Below are 18347 nucleotides of genomic sequence, written 5' to 3'. Positions count from 1 at the left end.
CTTTTCCTCCTTTTTATAAGTTTTTGCAAACTTGAGGGCATGTGCCGCACCGTTTGCCGCTGTTCGTCAAGTAGGAAAAGCAGCATGTTTTTCGAGGTCTGATCACTTTCCCGGTGCTTTCAACAAAGATCTTCTTGTTATGATACCGTTTTAGCGGGTTTTCATTATAACGTCCGAATAAATCGCCAGATGCTTCTTCCATGATGAACTTGAAATCTTCAGAAGCTTCTCTTGCCAATAAGGGTTCTTTTGGCAAGACGTTTTCGTAAAGCCAGAATAGATAAATGGCGATATTTTCCCAAAGAATCAGCTTTGAAATCTTCGACTCTTTTGCAACACTGTCCAAAATTGGAAACACGTGAATACTGAAGAGGGAGCGAATAGCCTCTTCTCTCCATTGGTTTCTGTCCGCTCCGGCAGCTTTACCCCAAAGGTTTTTAAACCGGAAACCTGGCAGCCACAGCTCATTCTTCTCCTGGCTTTCCAGGGATAGATTCTCTTGCGAGATATCCAGCTTTAAATTCCAGGCTGTCATACTATATAAATAAATCACGGGCAGAAACGCGTATCTTTTAACCAGAATGGATGCGGCAACCTTTTCATCCTTTGCACCAATATGCTGTTTAAGTTTATGCAGGTACTCCCCCACTGCCTCGGGATCCAGCAATTCTTTTGCTTCTATAGAAAAAGAAGAGTTTACAGCATTTGAAACAAGCCTGAATTGCCTGAGGTCATCCTCCTGTTCTTTAGTAAGCCTATACATCCTTATAACCCCTGCCCTTTCAGGATGCACCTTCCTTTGCCGTACGGGATGCATAGCGGGGTGCCGAATAAAGGATCGATCGTGACTTCACAGTCCATACCAAATACATTTTTAACCAATCCGCAATTGATGACATGTTCAGGTTTGCCCTGGGCAAATACTTTCTGATCTTTTATGGCGACTATATTATGCGCATATCGGCAGGCCAGATTTAGGTCATGCAGCACCATGACAATCGTGCGCTGCTCTTTTTCATTTAATTCAAAGAGCAAGTCGAGAATCTCGATTTGATGAGTCATATCCAAATAAGTGGTTGGCTCATCCAGCAGTATGGTATCTGTGTCCTGGGCCAGCGTCATTGCAATCCAGGCTCTCTGGCGCTGCCCCCCAGATAAGGAATCAACAGTCCGATCCTTTAACCCCTCCATGCCAGTTGCTTTCAGAGCGTTCCTAACCTTCAGTTCATCTTCTGTTGACCATTGCTTCAGCCAGGTCTGATACGGATACCGCCCTTGTTTTACCAGCTGAAGCACTGTCAGGCCTTCAGGAGCGGCAGGAGATTGGGGCAGGATTGCCATTTTTCTGGCGACATCTTTCGTAGAAAGCCTGGCAATAGCCTCCCCTTCCAATAAAACACCACCTGATTTGGGCTTCAGCAACCGGGCAATGGATCTGAGCAAGGTCGATTTTCCGCAGCCATTTCCACCGATAAAAACGGTAATTTCTCCTTTTGGGATTTCCAAGTTAAGCTCGTTGATAATAATGGTGTCTCCGTAAGACAATGTTAAATCTTTTGTTGCGATCGCTTGCCCTGCTGTCATGCATGCCCTCTCCTTTTTTAAAAGTATCTTTATCTATAGGCTATCCAGTTACTTGTTCTATACGAGTTTCAAGCTTTTCCAACTTATGTGTTCCTTGTTCTAAAGAGCAAATAAATAAAGTAAGGTGCACCAATGCTGGCTGTAAAGACGCCGGCCGGGATTTCCAGCGGCGAAAATAAAGTTCTGCCGATTAGATCTGCTGCCATGACCAGGATTCCCCCGATCAGGGCGGAAGCCGGGAGCAGTGCGCCAAAAGCGGAACCAACCAGCCTCCGTGCCATATGCGGCGCCATTAATCCAACAAAGCCAATACCGCCGGCAAAGGCAACGGCTCCGCCTATTAAAGCGGTGCTCACCATCAAAAGCAGGAAGCGGTATTTTTGAACCGTGCTGCCGACACCTGTGGCAATATCATCCCCAAGCTCCTGGATATTGACATTTCTGGCTAAAATAAATGCCACAATCAAGAGAATAAGCGTCCATGGCACTAGAATGGCGACATTTCCCCAGTTAGAACCGTAAACAGTACCAGTTATCCAAATATTCGCCTGGCTTGCCTGGTAAATCGGGCCGAAAACCATCATCAAAGTAGTTAAAGCCTTCATTAAACTTGCGATACCGATTCCGATCAAAACGAGGCGGATCGGTGATACTCCATCTTTGTATGCTAAAAAATAGACAAGAAAAGCCACAATGGCAGCTCCCGCAAACGCAGCAAGAGGCATCCAATTTATACTTACGGTCAATGCATTGTTTTCATCACTAAAAAGGGCAAGAAAACCGACTACCGCTACAGAGGCACCCCCGGTTATTCCGATAATGTCTGGTGAAGCAAGCGGATTCCGGATCATCCCCTGCAAAATACCTCCCGCTACTGCAAGAGCAATCCCTACCATGAGGGCAACGATAATTCTAGGAAGCCTGAAGGACTGAATAACCAGCCTCTCCATATCCGAGCCCCCGCCAAAGAAGACCTGCAAAACCTTGAGGGGGCTAATTTTCATCTCACCCGTTCCGGTGCTAATAATAAAAACTCCAGCCACAGAAGCAGTCAGGATAAGGAAAACCATAAGTGCCCTGCGGTCGATCAAAAAGGAAACTTTTTCGCCAAAAAGGCGCATGTTATAGTATTTTTTCATTATTGATTGAACCCCCTTCTGGCTATGTAAACGAAGAAAGGAGTTCCAATCACAGCGGTCATAACCCCAACAGGAACTTCCTGCGGCATGATGATATATCTTGCTGCTATATCCGCAACCAGGAGGAGCATCCCGCCTAAAAGCCCTGCAAACGGAATGACCCAGCGGTGGTCAATGCCAACTACTGCGCGGGTAAGATGAGGAATAACTATGCCGAGAAAGCCAATTGGCCCTGCAACGGCTACTGCCCCTCCGGATAGAAGAACGATAATAATTCCGGCACCGAGCTTAAGCATTCCGGTTTTCAGGCCTAACCCCTTTGCTACATCCTCCCCCATGGAAAGAACATTCATTTTTCCCGCGATAAGCAAGGAAAAAATCCAGCCTGCTGCGAGATATGGAAGCACGGCAGTCAACGTTTCCAATTTACGTCCTGATACAGATCCAGCAAGCCAGAACAGCACCTGCTCAAGGGCAGTCTCATTTATTACAAGAAAGCCTTGAGTCATGGATGCAAACATAGCGCTCATCGCAGCACCAGCGAGGGTAAGTTTCATGGGGGTTAAGCCTTCCCTCCCAATTGAACCGATAATATAAACGAAAATAAATGAGACAGCTGCACCCAGAAATGAAACCCATGTAAAAAATTGAAGATTGCTTATGGAAAACAAGGATACAGCAATTACAACAGCAAATCCTGCTCCCGCATTAATTCCGAAAATTTCTGGAGCAGCCAAGGGATTCTTTGTCAATGTCTGCAAAAGCACCCCTGCTATTGCCAGGCTTGCCCCTACAGCAGCGGCGATTAATGCCCTTGGAAGGCGGACAGATTGTATAATGATATGTTCATTGGATCCATCAAATTGTGTAAACGCATCAATGGCCATCTTCCAGGTTGTGTCCGTATATCCGTATACAATACTGAAAGACATTAATACTAATAGCAGCAGCAAAGCCAAAAAAAGCCCTGCCCATCTAAGGGAATTCGTTTTTAATAGCATAGTGTTAACCTTTCTAGCTTCTATTTAATAAGAATTATTTACATTATCAGTCTATTGTACAGGCTTATGTACTGTCAATGAGTTTGAAAATCATTTTCACTGGCAATTTACCTGGTTTAAAGTAATGAGATGATTTTCCATAGCCTGGTGTTTCCAAACTTAATTAACGTTATTAAAGTCTCTAAAAAAATAATTGAAAATGATTTTCATTTATCCGTTGACATATCGAAAAATCCATTTTATTATAAATGTGTCAAATGAAAATGATTATCATTAACAATACATATTGGAGGATGCACTTATGAAATTTAAATCTTTACTTGCCATGTTTTCAGTATTGACTATCTTGTTCTTGGCCGCATGCGGAAATAATAATGAACAAGATGATCAGGCTGCTGAAAAAGAAAACGAAGGAAACAAAACAGAAGATACAAGCTATACAGTTGAGCACGCAATGGGAACTACTACGCTAGAGAAAGATCCTGAAAAAGTCGTAATCCTTACAAATGAAGGAACCGAAGCTCTTTTATCAATGGGTGTTACACCTGTAGGAGCCGTTCAATCCTGGACAGGTGATCCTTGGTATGAGCATATTGCAGACGATATGAAAGATGTTCAGGTAGTGGGAACAGAGAGTGAAGTTAATGTCGAAGCAATCGCAGCCCTTCAGCCGGATCTGATTATCGGAAACAAAATGCGCCAGGAAAAAATCTACGATCAATTAAATGACATTGCCCCTACCGTTTTTGCTGAAACATTACGCGGAGACTGGAAGGAAAACTTTGAGCTTTATGCCAAAGCAATCAATAAAGAAGAAGAAGGCAAAAAGGTTATTGCCGATTATGACAGCCGCATCGAAGAAATTAAAACTACCCTTGGCGACAAATTAAATCAGGAAGTATCGATTGTCCGCTTTATGGCTGGCGATGTCCGAATCTACCATAAAGATTCTTTCTCTGGGGTGATTCTTGACCAAATTGGGTTAGCCCGTCCTGAAAGCCAGAATGTAGATGATTTTGCAGAGAAAAATGCTACAAAAGAACGTATTCCAGCAATGGACGGTGATGTGCTTTTCTACTTCACTTATGAAACAGGCGATGGCGAAGCAAGCCAGCTTGAAAGCGAATGGATTGAAGATCCGTTATTCAAAAACTTGAAAGTTGCCCAGGAAGGCAATGTTTACAAAGTCGACGACACTATTTGGAACACAGCAGGCGGCGTCATTGCTGCAAACCTGCTGCTGGATGATATTGAAAAGTATCTTGTTAAATAAAAACATAGTGATTGCGCTCCCATAATACCCCCTCTTTTATGAGAGCTCATATATAAAGGAACCTGCCTTGAGCAGGTTCCTTTTTTGCAGCCGAATAAGCTCATTTAAATAATTTCAGGCTGCTATCTTCCCTTTTTCCAACTTAACCGGCTCTTTTTTATTGCCTGCCATTCATAAGTTTTCCAAAACCGGCAACAATAAGCGTAATGCCGAAAATGATGGTGATTTTCCTATGAAAAGATGGTTGAAAAATAAGCGAATTAAAGAGGATATTCAGCACAAGGAATGGGAACAATCCTTTATTAAATCCAAAGATTTCAAGAAAATTTTTTATTATAACCAAAAAACGAATGTGCGTTTTGGGCTTACTTTCATGGCTACTTTAGTGGATGAAAATATCATTCAGGAAGGCATTCTCCCAAATCTGCTGGATGAGGAATTCCGGGAAATTGAGGATATTAAACAGCTTGTACCCATTGCCGATGTCCAAATTTGTGATGATCCTTCTTTAATTGAACAGAAGATTATGAATGGCTATGTGATGCTGACAATTGAAACAGAGCTTAAGCATTTCGGCTTTATCGCAGCGCAAAAAGAAATTGTCAGGGCAATCAGCCAGCCGGAAGTTGAATTTTCCGTTATTGGGCCCAAGGAAGCGTTCGTCGAGTCGCTCGGGCAAAATTTGAATTTAATCCGTAAGCGGCTTCCCGTAAAGGAACTGATTATTGAAGAGTTTACTCTTGGCAGCTTGTCAAAAACTGGCGTTGCGATGCTGTATATGGAAAATATTACGAACGAAGACAATGTGAATACCGTCAGGCAGCGGTTAACAAATGTAAAGTTTGATGCCATAACAGACAGTTCCTATATTGTACAGCTCATTTCGGATAATTCGAACTCCCCTTTCCCGCAGCTGCTGGATACGGAAAGGCCTGACAGGGTTGCGGGAATTTTGGCTGAAGGGAAAGTTGCCATTGTAGTGGATGGGTCGCCTCATGTTCTCATTACGCCAACAACACTTGTTGAGTTTTTTAGTTCATTTGAAGATTATTTTTTAAATTACCTATTATCTTCCTTTTTCCGTTTGATCCGTGTATTTGCGGTTGCCTTTTCGATCCTTATTACACCTATTTATGTGGCTGCTCTGTCTTATCATTATGAGCTTATTCCAAAAGATTTGATGAGTACTTTAATTACATCAAGGAGAGAAATTCCTCTCCCTCCTATTCTTGAAGCCTTGTTTCTAGAACTGACAATTGAATTGCTGCGTGAGGCCGGAGCCCGGCTGCCTACGAAGGTCGGCCAGACAATCGGTATCGTGGGAGGAATTGTTATCGGGACAGCTTCAGTAGAGGCTGGCCTGACAAGTAACGTCCTCCTCATTATCGTTGCCCTTGCCGCTCTTGCTTCCTTTACGACGCCTGTATACCGGATGGGCAACACAATCCGTTTGCTCCGCTTCCCTTTCTTATTTTTTGCAGAGCTATGGGGGCTGCTGGGAATCGTGTTTTGTTTCTGTTTACTGCTAACCCATTTAGTGCGGCTGACTTCACTCGGAAGGCCGTTTCTGGAGCCGCTTTATCCTCCTCGGGTAGTAGATATGAAAGATGCATTAATCAGACTTCCATTCGAGAAACAGTCCAAGAGGCCACTATTTTTAAGAACGAAAAACCCAATCCGCTTTAGCAAGAAAAAGGCGCAAGAGAAAAAGGATATTGATGAATAACACGAAGTACGACCCCAGAACATAACAGCCAGATAACAAGGATTAAACGGAGGTGAACCAGATGCAGGAGCAGCCAATTCCAGACAGATTGAAGATATCTCCTTTTTTAGTCTTTTATTTAATTATGTCTATGCAAATTGGAATCGGGGTCCTTGGCTATCAGCGAATTATCGCACTGAAAGCGGGATATGATGCCTGGATGTCCATTCTATTTGCAGGGGGATGCATCCACGTCATTGTGTGGATGATGTATAAAATTGGCGATACAGTAGACGGAGATATTGTCACAGCACATAAATATATTGCCGGGAATTTTTTTGGCAAAGTGCTCAGCTCTATTTTTATCGGCTATTTTACCTTATACAGCTTAACGGTAATCCGGACATTCATTGAGGTGATCCAGGTTTGGATGTTCCCGGAAATGAGTACTTTCTGGTTCGCCTTTGGTTTTATGATTCTGTGTGTTTATATCATTTTTGGCGGGTTTCGGACTGTAGTCGGATTGGCTTTCTTCGGACTTGTCCTGCCTGCTTATCTGCTCTTGACATTTGGATGGGCAATCAAATTCGCCAACTTTTATAATCTTCTGCCCCTTTTGGACCATTCCATTAAAGAGCTGCTGACAGCATCCTATTATATGTCGCTTACCTTTATCGGGTTTGAGATCATATTGTTTTTTTACCCTTTTATAAAAGAACCAAAAAAATCCCAAAAGTGGGCACATCTGGCGGTTTTGACAACGACCCTCATTTACACTGTTTTAGCAATCATTACGTTTGCTTATTTTGCAGAGGAACAGCTTGCAAAACAAATTTGGGCAACCCTGGCCATGTGGAAAATAGTTGAGATGCCCTTTGTGGAACGATTCGAATATATCGGGATTGCAAACTGGAATTTGATCATTTTGCCCAATGTGTGCATTTCCGTTTGGATTGCTTCCCGCCTTATAAAAAGAATCATGAATGTCAGGCAAAAAATCGGCGTTTTTTTCATTGTTGGTGCGGTTTTAGTCTTAATCAATTTCCTGGATACCCGTGAGAAAATAAATATGCTTAACGACTATATTGGCAAAATGGGATTTGCTTTTACCTTTATTTATATTCCAATGCTCTTTGCCGCAGTTATGATAGCTAAGAAGGTAAAGAAGAAAAAGGGGAAGAAGAGATGAAAAGGTTAGTACTACTTTTGGTTGCCATCCTTCTAACCGGGTGTGTCGAAAAAGAAATCATCGATGATATCAATATTGAAGTAGCAGTTGGCTACGACAAATCCGAGGATGGGAAAGGATATAGAGGGACTGTTCTATTTCAGCAATTTCAGCCCGATCAGAGCGTGGAGAATGTAACTTTCACCGGTGGAGGCAAGTTAAGGCAGGACCTGCTATTGGAAGTGACAAAACAATCATCAGAACCCGTCGTTACAGGCGGTTTAAAACTTGCCATTTTCGGGCCAGAACTTGTGAAGGAGGGAATCTATGATCTTGTTGATTCTTTTCAAAGGGATCCCAGCATCGGTGCCAGATTATTTTTAGCAACCTCAGAGGGAAAAAGCGGAGATCTATTAAAGGGCGAATATGGTTCAAGAGGAAACTCCAAATATATATATAATCTCATTAACCATAATATTGAAAAAAGGGACATCCCCAAAACGAATCTTCACCTGGCAGCCCGGGATTTTTATCAAAAAGGAAAAGATCTTTTCCTCCCGCGTTTAAAGCAAACAGGCCAGGATAAAGTCGAAATAGTTGGCATCAGCCTGTTTCAGGAAGATAAGGAAGTAGATATCCTGCCTGTTGAGAAGATGTTCTTTTTTAAATTATTAGTGGATAAGTACAGTGAAGGGAATTTTGATGTGAAAACTTCAGAAGATGCTCGTGCTGCTATACAAAGCATAAGATCGAAGCATCAAATCAAGGTTTTAAATAGACGTGCGAAAATAAATATAGAAATTTACGGAATTATCCGGGAATATACCGGCAAAGTTCTAACACCTGAGATAATAAAGGAAGTTGAGAAAAAACTGGAGGATCAAGTGGAAAGAGAGTCCGTAAAACTGCTTAAAAGGTTTCAGGAGCTTGGGATCGACCCTGTAGGCTTTGGCCAAATGACGAAACAACAACACAGAAATTTTGATTTTAAAAAATGGGAAGATGAGTACAAGCAATTGACCTTTGATGTTAAATGCGATGTAGTGATAGGAGAAACAGGCGTTATTGAATAAAGAAGAGCGGGCCACTGGGTACCCGCTCTTTTTGTTTAATCACTGGTGGAGAACATATATTTTTTATAATGGTAGCGGATTGAGAATATGAGCCCCATAGCCAGCATATTGCCCATAAGCGAGCTTCCCCCGTAGCTAATGAATGGGAGCGGAATGCCTGTGATCGGCAAAAGGCCAATGGTCATGCCGATATTTTGAAAGACATGGAAGGTAACCATGCTAATGACCCCTACACAAATGTAGGTATAAAAGTTGTTTTTTGTTTCCATGCCAATCTTGGTAATATGGTAAATCAGCAGGAAGAAAAGGCTTACTACGATGCTTGCTCCTATAAACCCAAATTCTTCGCCTACAATACTAAAGATAAAGTCTGTATGGCTTTCCGGCAGGTATACTTCCCTCGTTCCATACCCTTTGCCGCTTGTTTCCCCTGATCCTATAGCCAGGAGAGAACGGGTAAGCTGGAAACCTGTTGAGCTTTGGTAATTATAGGGGTCAATCCACGAATAAATACGCGCAAACTGATATTCCTTAACCCCTAAATACTTCTCAAGAATATTGGGATGCCATAGGACGAAATAAAAGATCGTACCAGCCAGTGCCGCTCCTGTGCCAAAAATCGGAGCCAGCAGCTTCCAGCTGATTCCCGATATAAAAATCATGCCGAGCATAATCGCCAGAAAAACGAGGCTTGTTCCCAAATCCGGCTGCTGCATGACCAGCATGAGCGGCACCATGGTTAAACCGGCCAGTTTAATAAGCAGCCATAAATCAGTCTGCATCGTTTTAATGGCATTTTTTTGATGATGGTCATCAATCGTTTTTGCCAGAACAAGGATAATAAACACCTTAACGAGCTCCGCCGGCTGCAGAGAGCCCATCCCAGGCACCTTGTACCAGGCCTTGGCTCCGTTTATAACAGGAGCAATGCTGCTTGGCGCAATAATCAAAAAGCCCAGCAGCAGGATTCCCATGCCATAGACATACCAGGAAATTTTCTTTAGCTGGTCAGAGTCAAGCGTAATGACCGCTGCAATGATCCCAGTACCAACGATATACCAGACAATCTGCTTTAGCAGGAAATTTTCGGTGTACTGTCCCGTCGTCTGGGCGCTGTAAATCGAGATCGCGCTCACTAAAAATAAAAGCATCAATATTAATACTAAGCCCCAATCAAGCTTAGGCGGTGTATGTCGATTAGAAGTCATAATCATTCTCCTTTTAAAAAAACCATCTGCCTTTAGGATTTTTTCCAGGCATAACGGAGTATGACGCAGCTTAAGGGCTGAAATGAGGGGAATAGTGATATTCCTTATGTACCTCTCATATTTCCTCGCTACAATATTCCATTATATTTTTTATTGAGATAAATCACAACTTCTAAAGAGACAATGGGTATTATTTCAAGTTTTTGCAAAAATAAAGAATGATTACTTTTTCCTAGTACTCATTGGGGAGGGAAGATATAGGTGCCCAAAGCAGATTTCTTCAGGTGCATTAGGACCTATTTTTAAAATCCCCGCTGAAATAACGAACTTTTATATCATCTCTCATCCATTCCAGGTTATTGGGTACCTGCGGAATGCTATAGCCGATAAAAATGGGAGTGGTTACATAACGCGGAACAATTTTAGCGTAAATATCCTTGCCCAGTTTGTAAAAGAACAAATTGTAACTGTTGCTTGGGAAAGGAAAGGCATTCAAAATATAATGGGCAGCAGCTTGAATGCATTTGGCGAAGTACGGAATATCATCCTCATCGGCAAGCTTGACATTGAATTCATAAAAGCCGATTCTCGGTGAAGTCGATAACGTGAAGACCGTTCCGCTTTCTTCATGGATGAGAAGCCCTTCAAAATCGCTTGCATGGACTTTTTCCTTATAATCAATATTTTTCAGCCCGACAATCTGCATATGAGGATGGGCAATGCTCCCTCCCGATAATGGCCCATGATTTTTAAAGAACAAAACAGATTCATATTCTCCGCTTTCTTCCATCTCAAGCCAATGTTTTAAGCCAAATGAAATGAGCCTGATCAAATGCTCCTCGGGATAAACGGACAGCTCGCTGGCACACTCATCCGTTTCAACGAGAACCGTTTGATAGGCATTTTCCAGTACAGGGTATTTATTTTTCAATAAAATGATTGAATCCTCTACCTCGATAATATCTGTAAGCTCCTCCCTCGCACAAAAAGGGCAGCTTATATCTTTATTCCGAATACTATTAGGCTTCTGAACTCCAATCCCGGTATTAAAATGCAAATGCGTATCTGACATCACTCTGACACCTGCTTTTCTATAATCTCTCCTTTTATTTTATCATGAAAACGAGTACCAGGTACCTATACCAGTTTGGCGAACTGGTATAGGTACCTGGTACTTTTATTTAACCGTTAACTCAGTTTCGGTGTGCTCGTGGATATCATGGCCTTTTTCGGCATGGATGGTGATGAAGTATGTGCCGGATTCGAAAAATTGATGGCCAGCAGTGTATTTGCCTGGTTCAGTTTCGGACAGGTTCACCCATTGGGGTGTTGAACCATCAAGTGAAATTTCAAGCTTCACTTTTGCATCTGTCAAGGGTTCCCCTTCTTTTTCAAGCATGACAGATAACGTCGTTTGTTCTTTTGCATGGATATGATCCGGTGCAAGAAGCATTATTGATACTTCTCTGTCATGGCCGTGGGAGTGGCTTTCTTCATGGCCTTCTTCCTCATGTTCATGCTGATGTCCATCCGCCTCAACATTTACCTCGCCAACTTTGATTGAAGCCTGTGGCATCGTATGCTGCCTTCTGGCGGTAACATGGGATTGTACATAGTAGATACCTTCCGCCGTGAACACATGATCAGCCATGTATTTCCCCTCTGAATCATGCTTCGCTTCCACCATTTCACTATTTTCTTTTTGGCCATCGATCCAAACCTCAAATTTCACTTCATCCGCATCCGTTACGGCCTCATTTCCTTGTCTCACGGTAACAGCGAGGGAAGCTTCTTCACCTGCATCGATTGTTTCAGGTACCTTCAAGTCAGCCTCAATGACTTGTACAGCTGATTCTTCACGATCTTTGGATTTCCCCTGCTCAGGCTTGCTGCTGCATCCTCCAAGGATAAAGATGCCAGCCATCATGATCAACAACACATTTCTCATTCTGTATTCCTACTCTCTTTTATATTTACTGTTAATAACCTAAATATAAAGGCAAATTGTGATAAAAAAATGAAATCCTTTTAAAAAGGCTGTTTTCTCATAGATTGTTGTTTTTGCTTATCAATTTTTCCCGTTGATTTCCGTTGCGGGCACTTGCTTTCCGCGGGGAGCGATGTGAGCCTCCTCCCGCAGGAGTCTCGCGCCTTCCGCTCCAATCAACAGGGTGGTAAAATCAACAATAACTTTAACACCAAAAATAATAGACCCCTTTTGAGGTCTTTTAAATTGCAAATTATGCTTTGGCTACTGTCTTGCACAAGATTGCCATATTTGAAAAAGGTTAATCTAGATAGACGCAAGGTCATTCAGGACAACTTTTTTGTACCTTTCTTTTTCAATCTGCCTAACAGCTTCATAGGCCAGCTTTTTATAATGCTGGGTGTTTTCTCATACACATAGCACTAAAGGCCGTTGCCAAGCACGTGCTATTGGTCTTCCTTGGCCTCTACCAACATGGCATTCATCTTACATTCTCCTTTTATAAAAAATGATTAAAAAACAGAAACAGCGCCGTTCCCCAAATGATCAAAGCGGATACTTTATTGATAGCAACAAGGATAACCGCTGATTTCAGCTCTCCAGTTACCTTTCCCGCCCATGCCAGGCCAGTGAACCAAAGCCAGGATATGAGAATACAAGCTGCTGTAAATGCCCATCTATCCGGAACGCTGTAGCTGATGGAACTTGTGCCGATGACCCCGATTGTATCCAGAATGGCATGCGGATTTAATAAAGAAACGGATGCGGCGAATAGGATTTGTTTCCGCGGGGAATATATGGCAGCTGCGGGATCTTCCTGGCTGGCAGGTTTGCTTTTAAAAATTACAAACCCCATGTAGATCAAAAACAGAATTCCCGCACCAAGAAGAACGGTTTTAAAAACGGCATTCGCCAGTACAACGACTGATACGCCCAGTACAGCCAGCAAAATCAGCATCGTATCACAGAGGGAAGCCGTAACAACGGCGGGAAGGGCTTTTACAAATGGTTTTTGCTGTGCTCCCTGATTAAAGATGAAAACATTTTGGACACCAAGCGGCAAAATCAATCCAAACGCCAGCACAAAACCATGGATAATCGCAGTAAACATACTAATAATTCCTTTCTTGTTTCTTTACAATGGACCTTCTTTTATTCGTCTCCCACCTCCTTTTTTCCTTCCTGCTCATCTTCTAAATTAGCTTATCCGTCATATAATTTGAAGAGATGGAGGGATCCAAATGAATTCAAAATTAAGAATCCATTCTGTTTTCTTTTACATAAACAGCTGGCTGTTCAGTATTTGTGCGGTTGTAGTTCTCGCCGGGATTATTACGGTTTATCCATCCGCCTTTACCTCATCCCATGTAAATTTACTGCTTAAAGATATTAAGGCAGACCAGCTGTTCATCCACTTCCTGAAAGCAGAGAACCATTATTTTTACCGGGATATGCCCACGGAAAGCTACTCCCTTCCTGGAACTCTCTTTAAGCTGGCCACCAACACCCAGCCACAGGATGTCAGAACGTTCCTGGGCCGTGAGCTGCCTGGTTTTTCTATCTTTGACACTGGCATTGCCGTTGCCGGAGAAGGAACCGATTTTACCAACCTTCCAGTAGAGTCGGCACCGCCTCTTGAAGTTCTTTTAAAAGAAAGAGAGCTTGCTTTGGATAATGGGGATGGCGGGAACACCTCCGCCCCGCCAGCCATTCCGGATAAAAAAAGTGTCCTAATCTATCATTCTCATAGCTGGGAGTCGTTTGCACCGCTTTTAAAAGATGTGAAGGATTCAAATGAAGCGGTTAGCCCAAATGAACAGGTTAATGTGATAGCTGTCGGGAAAAAGCTGAGTGAAGAGCTTGCGACAAAAGGCATAGGCGCTGAGCATGATAAAACCAATACAGCAGCAGAGCTTAAAAAGAAGGGCTGGAGCTGGGAAAGCTCTTATTCTCTTGCGCGGGAGACTGTGCAAGCAGCCATGGCTGAGAATAAGGACGTAAAGTTTTTAATTGATATCCACAGGGATTCACTTCCTCGGGAGGAAACAACTGCTTTAATCGGCCAGAAGCAGTATGCACGCCTGTTTTTTGTCGTAGGAAGAGAGCATAAAAATTACGAGCAAAACCTGAAAGTAGCCTCGGAGCTCCATAAAGCACTTGAGGCAAAGTATAAAGGGATCAGCAGGGGTGTATTTGTAAAGGGAAAAAGCGAGGGCAACGGCATTTATAACCAGGATCTTTCCGAGCGAGCCCTTCTGCTGGAATTCGGAGGAGTGGAAAATAACCTGGATGAGCTGAATCATTCGATTGAAGCTTTTGCTGAAGTCTTCAGCGAATATTACTGGAAGGCAGAGACAGTCAATGCGGAAGGAAATTAAAGCAAGCCATTACTGCCTCCTGTTTACATTTTTCAGCACCCTAATCACCTACCTTTTGTTTGGCTTCAGCACCATCACAGTTTCCTGCCTGTTCTCGGGAGTCATTCTCTCGATTATCAACTTAATTGAAGACGAAATGAAACAATACGGGCCAGACCGCAATAGCTGATACAGGCAAAATTTATTATTTTCTGTTTTAATAGACATAATAAGATAGGAAATAGGAGTGATAGAATTGAAACTGGCCATTATTACAGGCGCCTCCAAAGGCCTTGGTGCTTCCATTGCAAAGAAAATGATAAAAGAAGGAACAGCCATCATCTCTGTTTCAAGAACAGAAAACCCGGAACTAATTGAGCTTGCAGCAGAAAACCAGGTCTTCTACGGACACTATTTCTGCAACCTGGCTTCGCCTGAGGAAGTGGAATCTGTATTTAGGGAAGTTACAGCGCTATTGCGGGAGAAGCAGCCGGAAGCTCTTTATGTTTTTAACAATGCAGGGGTCATTGATCCGATTGGAACAGCGGGCAACCTGGATCATAAGGCTTTAATCCAAAATGTGCACGTCAACTTGATCGCACCTTTTATGATCTCTAATATGCTCCTAAATGAAGCTTCACGGGATATGACAATCGTCAATATTACTTCTGGCGCGGCAGAAAGGCCAATTCAGGGCTGGAGCGCTTATTGCAGCACAAAGGCCGGAATGAATATGTTCACAGAAACAGCGGCACTCGAACAGCAAACAGCAGGCAGCAGCCATAAAATCATCGCTTACAGTCCTGGTGTCATGGACACAGATATGCAGAGTATCATCCGTTCATCGGCAAAGGAAGATTTTCATGACCTTGAAAAGTTCCAGACATACAAGGAAAAGGGCATGCTGAGAGATACAGATACCGTGGCAAATGCATTGATCGATCTTCTGCTGAAGAAGGAGATTGAAAGCGGAAAAGTTTATTATGTGAATGATTTGATCTGATTTTGGCGCAAATAGCGATGCCGGCCGTTCTTTAAACAGCCGGCTTTTTAATTAGAAAATCGCAAGGCGCCCACCCTATCGGCGACAAGCATATGACGAGCCCTGTAAGGGTGCTCTTTCCTTCTGCAAGGGATTGGCTTATGTCACGGAGTCCCTAGGAGCCGAAACTAGGCATGCTTATGACCTCGAGCCGATGGCGCCTCCTCCCAAAAGCTGCCGCTTTTAGTCGTGTGATGATTACGCTGCCGTAGATTTCCTTGTGGAGCTAGACAGTTATCGAAGTTATTCTTTTCCTAAAATATCACTGTCCACGACACCATGGTGAATCCGGACGACTTCATGGTTTTTATCTTTTTGAATAACGAAAAATCCGTTCGAGAAGTCTGAAGATAATTCTTTAAAGAAAATTCCGTCGATACCCTTCTCATGCTTTTCGCCGATTGTTAAATGGTATTCAGAACCTTTTTTGACAAGCTGGGCCGGAAAGCCTTTATCCCAATCCTCTGATGGATCATGGATCTTTCTGGTTACCTCCACTACATGGACGTCCACCCCTTCGAGCAGCTCGAATAAATCATTGATCAACGAATGCTTAACCAATCGTTCAAGCTTGGTCTGGACAGCCTGCCCAAGAATAATCTGGGTGATCTTATATTGCTGTGCCGCGTCCGCTATCACTTTGGCAATTTTTTTGCCTTCTGAATACTTCGATAGCATTTGCAGTCCGTATTTTTCTGCTAAACTTTCGAATAGAAACTTTGTTTGCAGCTCATTAAAGTCAAGATCTTCATCCTTCTGGTTTTCTACCGAGAGAATATACCCTTCCCCCTGAAAAGCGTCTTTTAAGATTTTTCCTCTTTGGGCCAACCTTTCCGCATTGTTGGGATTGCTGACACATACTAAAATATTTTCTCTCATCTCCACACCTCTCTCACCTGATCCTATAATTAGTATAGCACGCAAACATGGGAATAAACCTTATTCTTCCAGAACTAAGCCTGTGATGTTAGCGGATGCTTAAAATTGGCCGGAAGCATCAGTTCTTTTTGGGTACGGATAAAAAGCACCTCATCCGGATGAAAGCTTCTTGCTGCTGGATTAATATCCGGAAAGCCTGGGGTAAAATGGAACAAGATTTCTTTCGTCCTCCCGGAAATGAATTTGGAAAGGACAGGTTTTAGATCTATCTTTGCTTGGGAGATCACATCGTAAACATGCAGCGTTTCCTGCTCTTCTTTTAATAGAACGATCGCTCTTTCATCCTCAAGCCAGTAAATATCCTCATTGAAAACATTGCTGCAGTAAAACATAAGAATGTTATCCGTATCCTCAGCTGCCAGGCTGGGTGAGACGGGAATTCTCTTCGAGGCAAATTCATGAATGAATTTCAGGTCATTGCTGTTCATACCATTTAGCTTTCGGACGCCATTTGCTGGTGAAGGATCAAGGTCATCTGTTCCGATCCGAAACTGAATTTCTTCATAAGGCTTAAACCCAAACTTCGGGTAGAAGTTAAGCACAGACCTGTTGGCAAATAAGTACATTAGATCGCATTGATTTTCATAATCACTGATCACTTTAGTCATCAAACCTGCGGAAAGTCCTCTGCCCCGGTAATCCGGATGTGTCATCACGGTCCCGATTTGGATCGCTTTATAGGTTTCCCCCTGAACCAATAAGTTAACAAGATTGACAGATACATTGGCGACAATCTGATTTCCGTCCGCATATGAATACGGGATATAGCGATCTCCCCAAAACCCTTGCCTATACCAGCTTTCAAAAGTAATTCCAAATACTTTACAGGCAAGGGTGTTAAAGCTTTCCCGGTACTGTTCATAGTCCTTATAGTCTTTGATAAAATTCAGCATAGGCAAGCTCCTTCCTCCTAAGTATTTAGAATAGCAGATTTTTTTGAATTTTTTATAGAAACATGAATAAAGGATATACGGGCTGGCCATACTATTCCTACAAGTGTAAATCCCCCTTTTTTTCGCTTCCAATTTGGAAGCATTTTTTTTTGCAAGGCTTTGTTAAAGCTTATTGTTGTTTTTTAGCAAACGCAGATAATATGTAAAAACTCCGCTGTTTATCAGCGGAGTTTTTGTTTATTGGATCAGGTTTAAAAATTGTTTGGTGCGAGCCTCTTTTGGATTAGAGAATATCTGTTCAGGATTGCCGCGTTCCACGACCACCCCGCCATCCATGAAAATGACTTCATCTGCTGCTTCTCTGGCAAATCTCATTTCATGGGTTACAACGACCATTGTCATTCCTTCATTGGCAAGATCCTTCATCACCTTCAGCACTTCCCCAACAAGCTCAGGGTCAAGGGCAGAAGTGGGCTCATCAAAGAGCATGACCTTTGGTTCCATAGCAAGTGCCCTTGCAATCCCTACCCGCTGCTGCTGGCCTCCCGAAAGCTGAAAGGGATAAAAATGGATCTTATCACCCAAACCTACTTTCCCTAAAAGCATTTCGGCCTTTTTTCTAGCAGCCTCCTTCTTTTCACCTTTAACTGTTACAGGTCCTTCCATAATATTTTCGAGTGCAGTCATATGGGGAAAGAGATTGTAGTTCTGAAAAACCATTCCGGTAAGGCGGCGAAAAGAAGGGATCTTCTTCTTTGGCACTTGCTGTGAGAAATCAAGAACTTGATCCTCAATCGCAATTTGCCCAGATGTGGGCTGTTCCAGCACATTCAGGCAGCGCAATAATGTTGTTTTGCCTGATCCAGACGGTCCAATTACCACTACAACTTTTCCTTTAGCCACTTCAAGATTAATTCCTTTTAATACTTTTAGCTGATCAAACTGCTTATGCAAATCCTTTATCTTAATCATTGAATT

The 18347-nt window shown here is 42.8% G+C and carries 18 protein-coding genes; 7 read left to right on the top strand and 11 right to left on the bottom strand.

The features are described from left to right. Positions 1-13: 13 nt before the first annotated feature. The 4 genes from IQ19_RS05830 to IQ19_RS05815 all read right to left on the bottom strand — a co-directional run bounded on the left by IQ19_RS05830 (position 14) and on the right by IQ19_RS05815 (position 3724). Positions 14-763, bottom strand: coding sequence for an IucA/IucC family C-terminal-domain containing protein (locus IQ19_RS05830; RefSeq protein WP_144540911.1), 750 nt, complete (start codon positions 761-763; stop codon positions 14-16). 2 nt (positions 764-765) lie between these two features. Further along, positions 766-1584 (bottom strand): ABC transporter ATP-binding protein, encoded by an 819-nt coding sequence (locus tag IQ19_RS05825; protein ID WP_144540908.1) that lies wholly within the window; start codon positions 1582-1584, stop codon positions 766-768. 83 nt (positions 1585-1667) lie between these two features. Further along, entirely contained in the window at positions 1668-2723 is a 1056-nt protein-coding gene (locus IQ19_RS05820) for a FecCD family ABC transporter permease (protein WP_144540907.1), read from the bottom strand. After that, on the bottom strand, positions 2723-3724 hold the full coding sequence (locus tag IQ19_RS05815) for a FecCD family ABC transporter permease (protein WP_144540905.1): 1002 nt from the start codon (positions 3722-3724) through the stop codon (positions 2723-2725). The genes IQ19_RS05820 and IQ19_RS05815 overlap by 1 nt, the downstream gene beginning before the upstream one ends. A gap of 301 nt (positions 3725-4025) precedes the next feature. On the opposite strand from IQ19_RS05815, the gene IQ19_RS05810 reads away from it, so the two are divergent. The 4 genes from IQ19_RS05810 to IQ19_RS05795 all read left to right on the top strand — a co-directional run bounded on the left by IQ19_RS05810 (position 4026) and on the right by IQ19_RS05795 (position 8943). Continuing rightward, the gene (locus tag IQ19_RS05810) at positions 4026-4997 is read left to right on the top strand and encodes an ABC transporter substrate-binding protein (RefSeq protein ID WP_144540903.1); all 972 of its coding nucleotides are present in this window, start codon (positions 4026-4028) and stop codon (positions 4995-4997) included. A 232-nt stretch (positions 4998-5229) separates the two neighbouring features. Continuing rightward, complete coding sequence (locus IQ19_RS05805; RefSeq protein ID WP_144540901.1) at positions 5230-6723, top strand: spore germination protein; 1494 nt, start codon at positions 5230-5232, stop codon at positions 6721-6723. Between the two features lie 61 nt (positions 6724-6784). Next, on the top strand, positions 6785-7891 hold the full coding sequence (locus tag IQ19_RS05800) for a GerAB/ArcD/ProY family transporter (RefSeq protein ID WP_144540899.1): 1107 nt from the start codon (positions 6785-6787) through the stop codon (positions 7889-7891). Beyond that, positions 7888-8943, top strand: a complete 1056-nt coding sequence (locus IQ19_RS05795; RefSeq protein WP_144540896.1) for a Ger(x)C family spore germination protein — start codon at positions 7888-7890, stop codon at positions 8941-8943. The genes IQ19_RS05800 and IQ19_RS05795 overlap by 4 nt, the downstream gene beginning before the upstream one ends. A 35-nt stretch (positions 8944-8978) precedes the next feature. Here the strand turns inward: IQ19_RS05795 and rodA are convergent, their stop codons facing one another. The 4 genes from rodA to IQ19_RS05775 all read right to left on the bottom strand — a co-directional run bounded on the left by rodA (position 8979) and on the right by IQ19_RS05775 (position 13249). Next, complete coding sequence (rodA, locus tag IQ19_RS05790) at positions 8979-10151, bottom strand: rod shape-determining protein RodA (RefSeq protein WP_144540894.1); 1173 nt, start codon at positions 10149-10151, stop codon at positions 8979-8981. A gap of 289 nt (positions 10152-10440) precedes the next feature. Then, positions 10441-11223 (bottom strand): DUF4931 domain-containing protein, encoded by a 783-nt coding sequence (locus IQ19_RS05785; protein ID WP_144540892.1) that lies wholly within the window; start codon positions 11221-11223, stop codon positions 10441-10443. A 105-nt stretch (positions 11224-11328) separates the two neighbouring features. Beyond that, on the bottom strand, positions 11329-12099 hold the full coding sequence (locus IQ19_RS05780) for a FixH family protein (protein WP_242020909.1): 771 nt from the start codon (positions 12097-12099) through the stop codon (positions 11329-11331). A 538-nt stretch (positions 12100-12637) separates the two neighbouring features. Beyond that, positions 12638-13249, bottom strand: a complete 612-nt coding sequence (locus IQ19_RS05775; RefSeq protein WP_144540890.1) for a LysE/ArgO family amino acid transporter — start codon at positions 13247-13249, stop codon at positions 12638-12640. 130 nt (positions 13250-13379) lie between these two features. Between IQ19_RS05775 and spoIIP the strand changes: the two genes are divergently transcribed. Genes spoIIP through IQ19_RS05760 form a run of 3 tightly spaced genes read left to right on the top strand, consistent with a single transcriptional unit; the run spans position 13380 to position 15498 of the window. Continuing rightward, positions 13380-14516, top strand: a complete 1137-nt coding sequence (spoIIP, locus tag IQ19_RS05770) for a stage II sporulation protein P (RefSeq protein ID WP_144540888.1) — start codon at positions 13380-13382, stop codon at positions 14514-14516. Continuing rightward, positions 14500-14685 (top strand): hypothetical protein, encoded by a 186-nt coding sequence (locus IQ19_RS05765; RefSeq protein ID WP_144540886.1) that lies wholly within the window; start codon positions 14500-14502, stop codon positions 14683-14685. Before spoIIP ends, IQ19_RS05765 begins: the two co-directional genes overlap by 17 nt. 57 nt (positions 14686-14742) lie before the next feature. Then, a complete protein-coding gene (locus tag IQ19_RS05760; protein ID WP_242020908.1) occupies positions 14743-15498 on the top strand; it encodes a (S)-benzoin forming benzil reductase in 756 nt (251 codons plus the stop codon). 282 nt (positions 15499-15780) lie between these two features. On the opposite strand, the gene IQ19_RS05755 is transcribed toward IQ19_RS05760, so the two are convergent. From IQ19_RS05755 to IQ19_RS05745, 3 genes are all read right to left on the bottom strand, one after another. Then, complete coding sequence (locus tag IQ19_RS05755) at positions 15781-16416, bottom strand: adenine nucleotide alpha hydrolase family protein (RefSeq protein WP_144540882.1); 636 nt, start codon at positions 16414-16416, stop codon at positions 15781-15783. A 74-nt stretch (positions 16417-16490) separates the two neighbouring features. Then, the gene (locus tag IQ19_RS05750) at positions 16491-17369 is read right to left on the bottom strand and encodes a GNAT family N-acetyltransferase (protein WP_242020920.1); all 879 of its coding nucleotides are present in this window, start codon (positions 17367-17369) and stop codon (positions 16491-16493) included. Positions 17370-17606: 237 nt separating this feature from the next. Next, positions 17607-18341, bottom strand: a complete 735-nt coding sequence (locus IQ19_RS05745; protein ID WP_144540878.1) for an amino acid ABC transporter ATP-binding protein — start codon at positions 18339-18341, stop codon at positions 17607-17609. Between the last annotated feature and the right edge of the window lie 6 nt (positions 18342-18347).

This window comes from Cytobacillus oceanisediminis (genome assembly GCF_007830235.1).
Classification (GTDB): Bacteria; Bacillota; Bacilli; order Bacillales; family Cytobacillaceae; genus Cytobacillus; species Cytobacillus oceanisediminis.
The sequence above is the reverse complement of the archived record's forward strand: the minus strand, read 5'-3'. Positions and strand labels throughout refer to the sequence as shown.

What these genes read in the sequence shown, in the direction of transcription:
- IQ19_RS05830 (WP_144540911.1), bottom strand. Translation starts at nt 763, where the DNA reads ATGTATAGGCTTACTAAAGAACAGGAGGATGACCTCAGGCAATTCAGG.
- IQ19_RS05825 (WP_144540908.1), bottom strand. Translation starts at nt 1,584, where the DNA reads ATGACAGCAGGGCAAGCGATCGCAACAAAAGATTTAACATTGTCTTAC.
- IQ19_RS05820 (WP_144540907.1), bottom strand. Translation starts at nt 2,723, where the DNA reads ATGAAAAAATACTATAACATGCGCCTTTTTGGCGAAAAAGTTTCCTTT.
- IQ19_RS05815 (WP_144540905.1), bottom strand. Translation starts at nt 3,724, where the DNA reads ATGCTATTAAAAACGAATTCCCTTAGATGGGCAGGGCTTTTTTTGGCT.
- IQ19_RS05810 (WP_144540903.1), top strand. Translation starts at nt 4,026, where the DNA reads ATGAAATTTAAATCTTTACTTGCCATGTTTTCAGTATTGACTATCTTG.
- IQ19_RS05805 (WP_144540901.1), top strand. Translation starts at nt 5,230, where the DNA reads ATGAAAAGATGGTTGAAAAATAAGCGAATTAAAGAGGATATTCAGCAC.
- IQ19_RS05800 (WP_144540899.1), top strand. Translation starts at nt 6,785, where the DNA reads ATGCAGGAGCAGCCAATTCCAGACAGATTGAAGATATCTCCTTTTTTA.
- IQ19_RS05795 (WP_144540896.1), top strand. Translation starts at nt 7,888, where the DNA reads ATGAAAAGGTTAGTACTACTTTTGGTTGCCATCCTTCTAACCGGGTGT.
- rodA (WP_144540894.1), bottom strand. Translation starts at nt 10,151, where the DNA reads ATGACTTCTAATCGACATACACCGCCTAAGCTTGATTGGGGCTTAGTA.
- IQ19_RS05785 (WP_144540892.1), bottom strand. Translation starts at nt 11,223, where the DNA reads ATGTCAGATACGCATTTGCATTTTAATACCGGGATTGGAGTTCAGAAG.
- IQ19_RS05780 (WP_242020909.1), bottom strand. Translation starts at nt 12,099, where the DNA reads ATGAGAAATGTGTTGTTGATCATGATGGCTGGCATCTTTATCCTTGGA.
- IQ19_RS05775 (WP_144540890.1), bottom strand. Translation starts at nt 13,249, where the DNA reads ATGTTTACTGCGATTATCCATGGTTTTGTGCTGGCGTTTGGATTGATT.
- spoIIP (WP_144540888.1), top strand. Translation starts at nt 13,380, where the DNA reads ATGAATTCAAAATTAAGAATCCATTCTGTTTTCTTTTACATAAACAGC.
- IQ19_RS05765 (WP_144540886.1), top strand. Translation starts at nt 14,500, where the DNA reads ATGCGGAAGGAAATTAAAGCAAGCCATTACTGCCTCCTGTTTACATTT.
- IQ19_RS05755 (WP_144540882.1), bottom strand. Translation starts at nt 16,416, where the DNA reads ATGAGAGAAAATATTTTAGTATGTGTCAGCAATCCCAACAATGCGGAA.
- IQ19_RS05750 (WP_242020920.1), bottom strand. Translation starts at nt 17,369, where the DNA reads ATGCTGAATTTTATCAAAGACTATAAGGACTATGAACAGTACCGGGAA.
- IQ19_RS05745 (WP_144540878.1), bottom strand. Translation starts at nt 18,341, where the DNA reads ATGATTAAGATAAAGGATTTGCATAAGCAGTTTGATCAGCTAAAAGTA.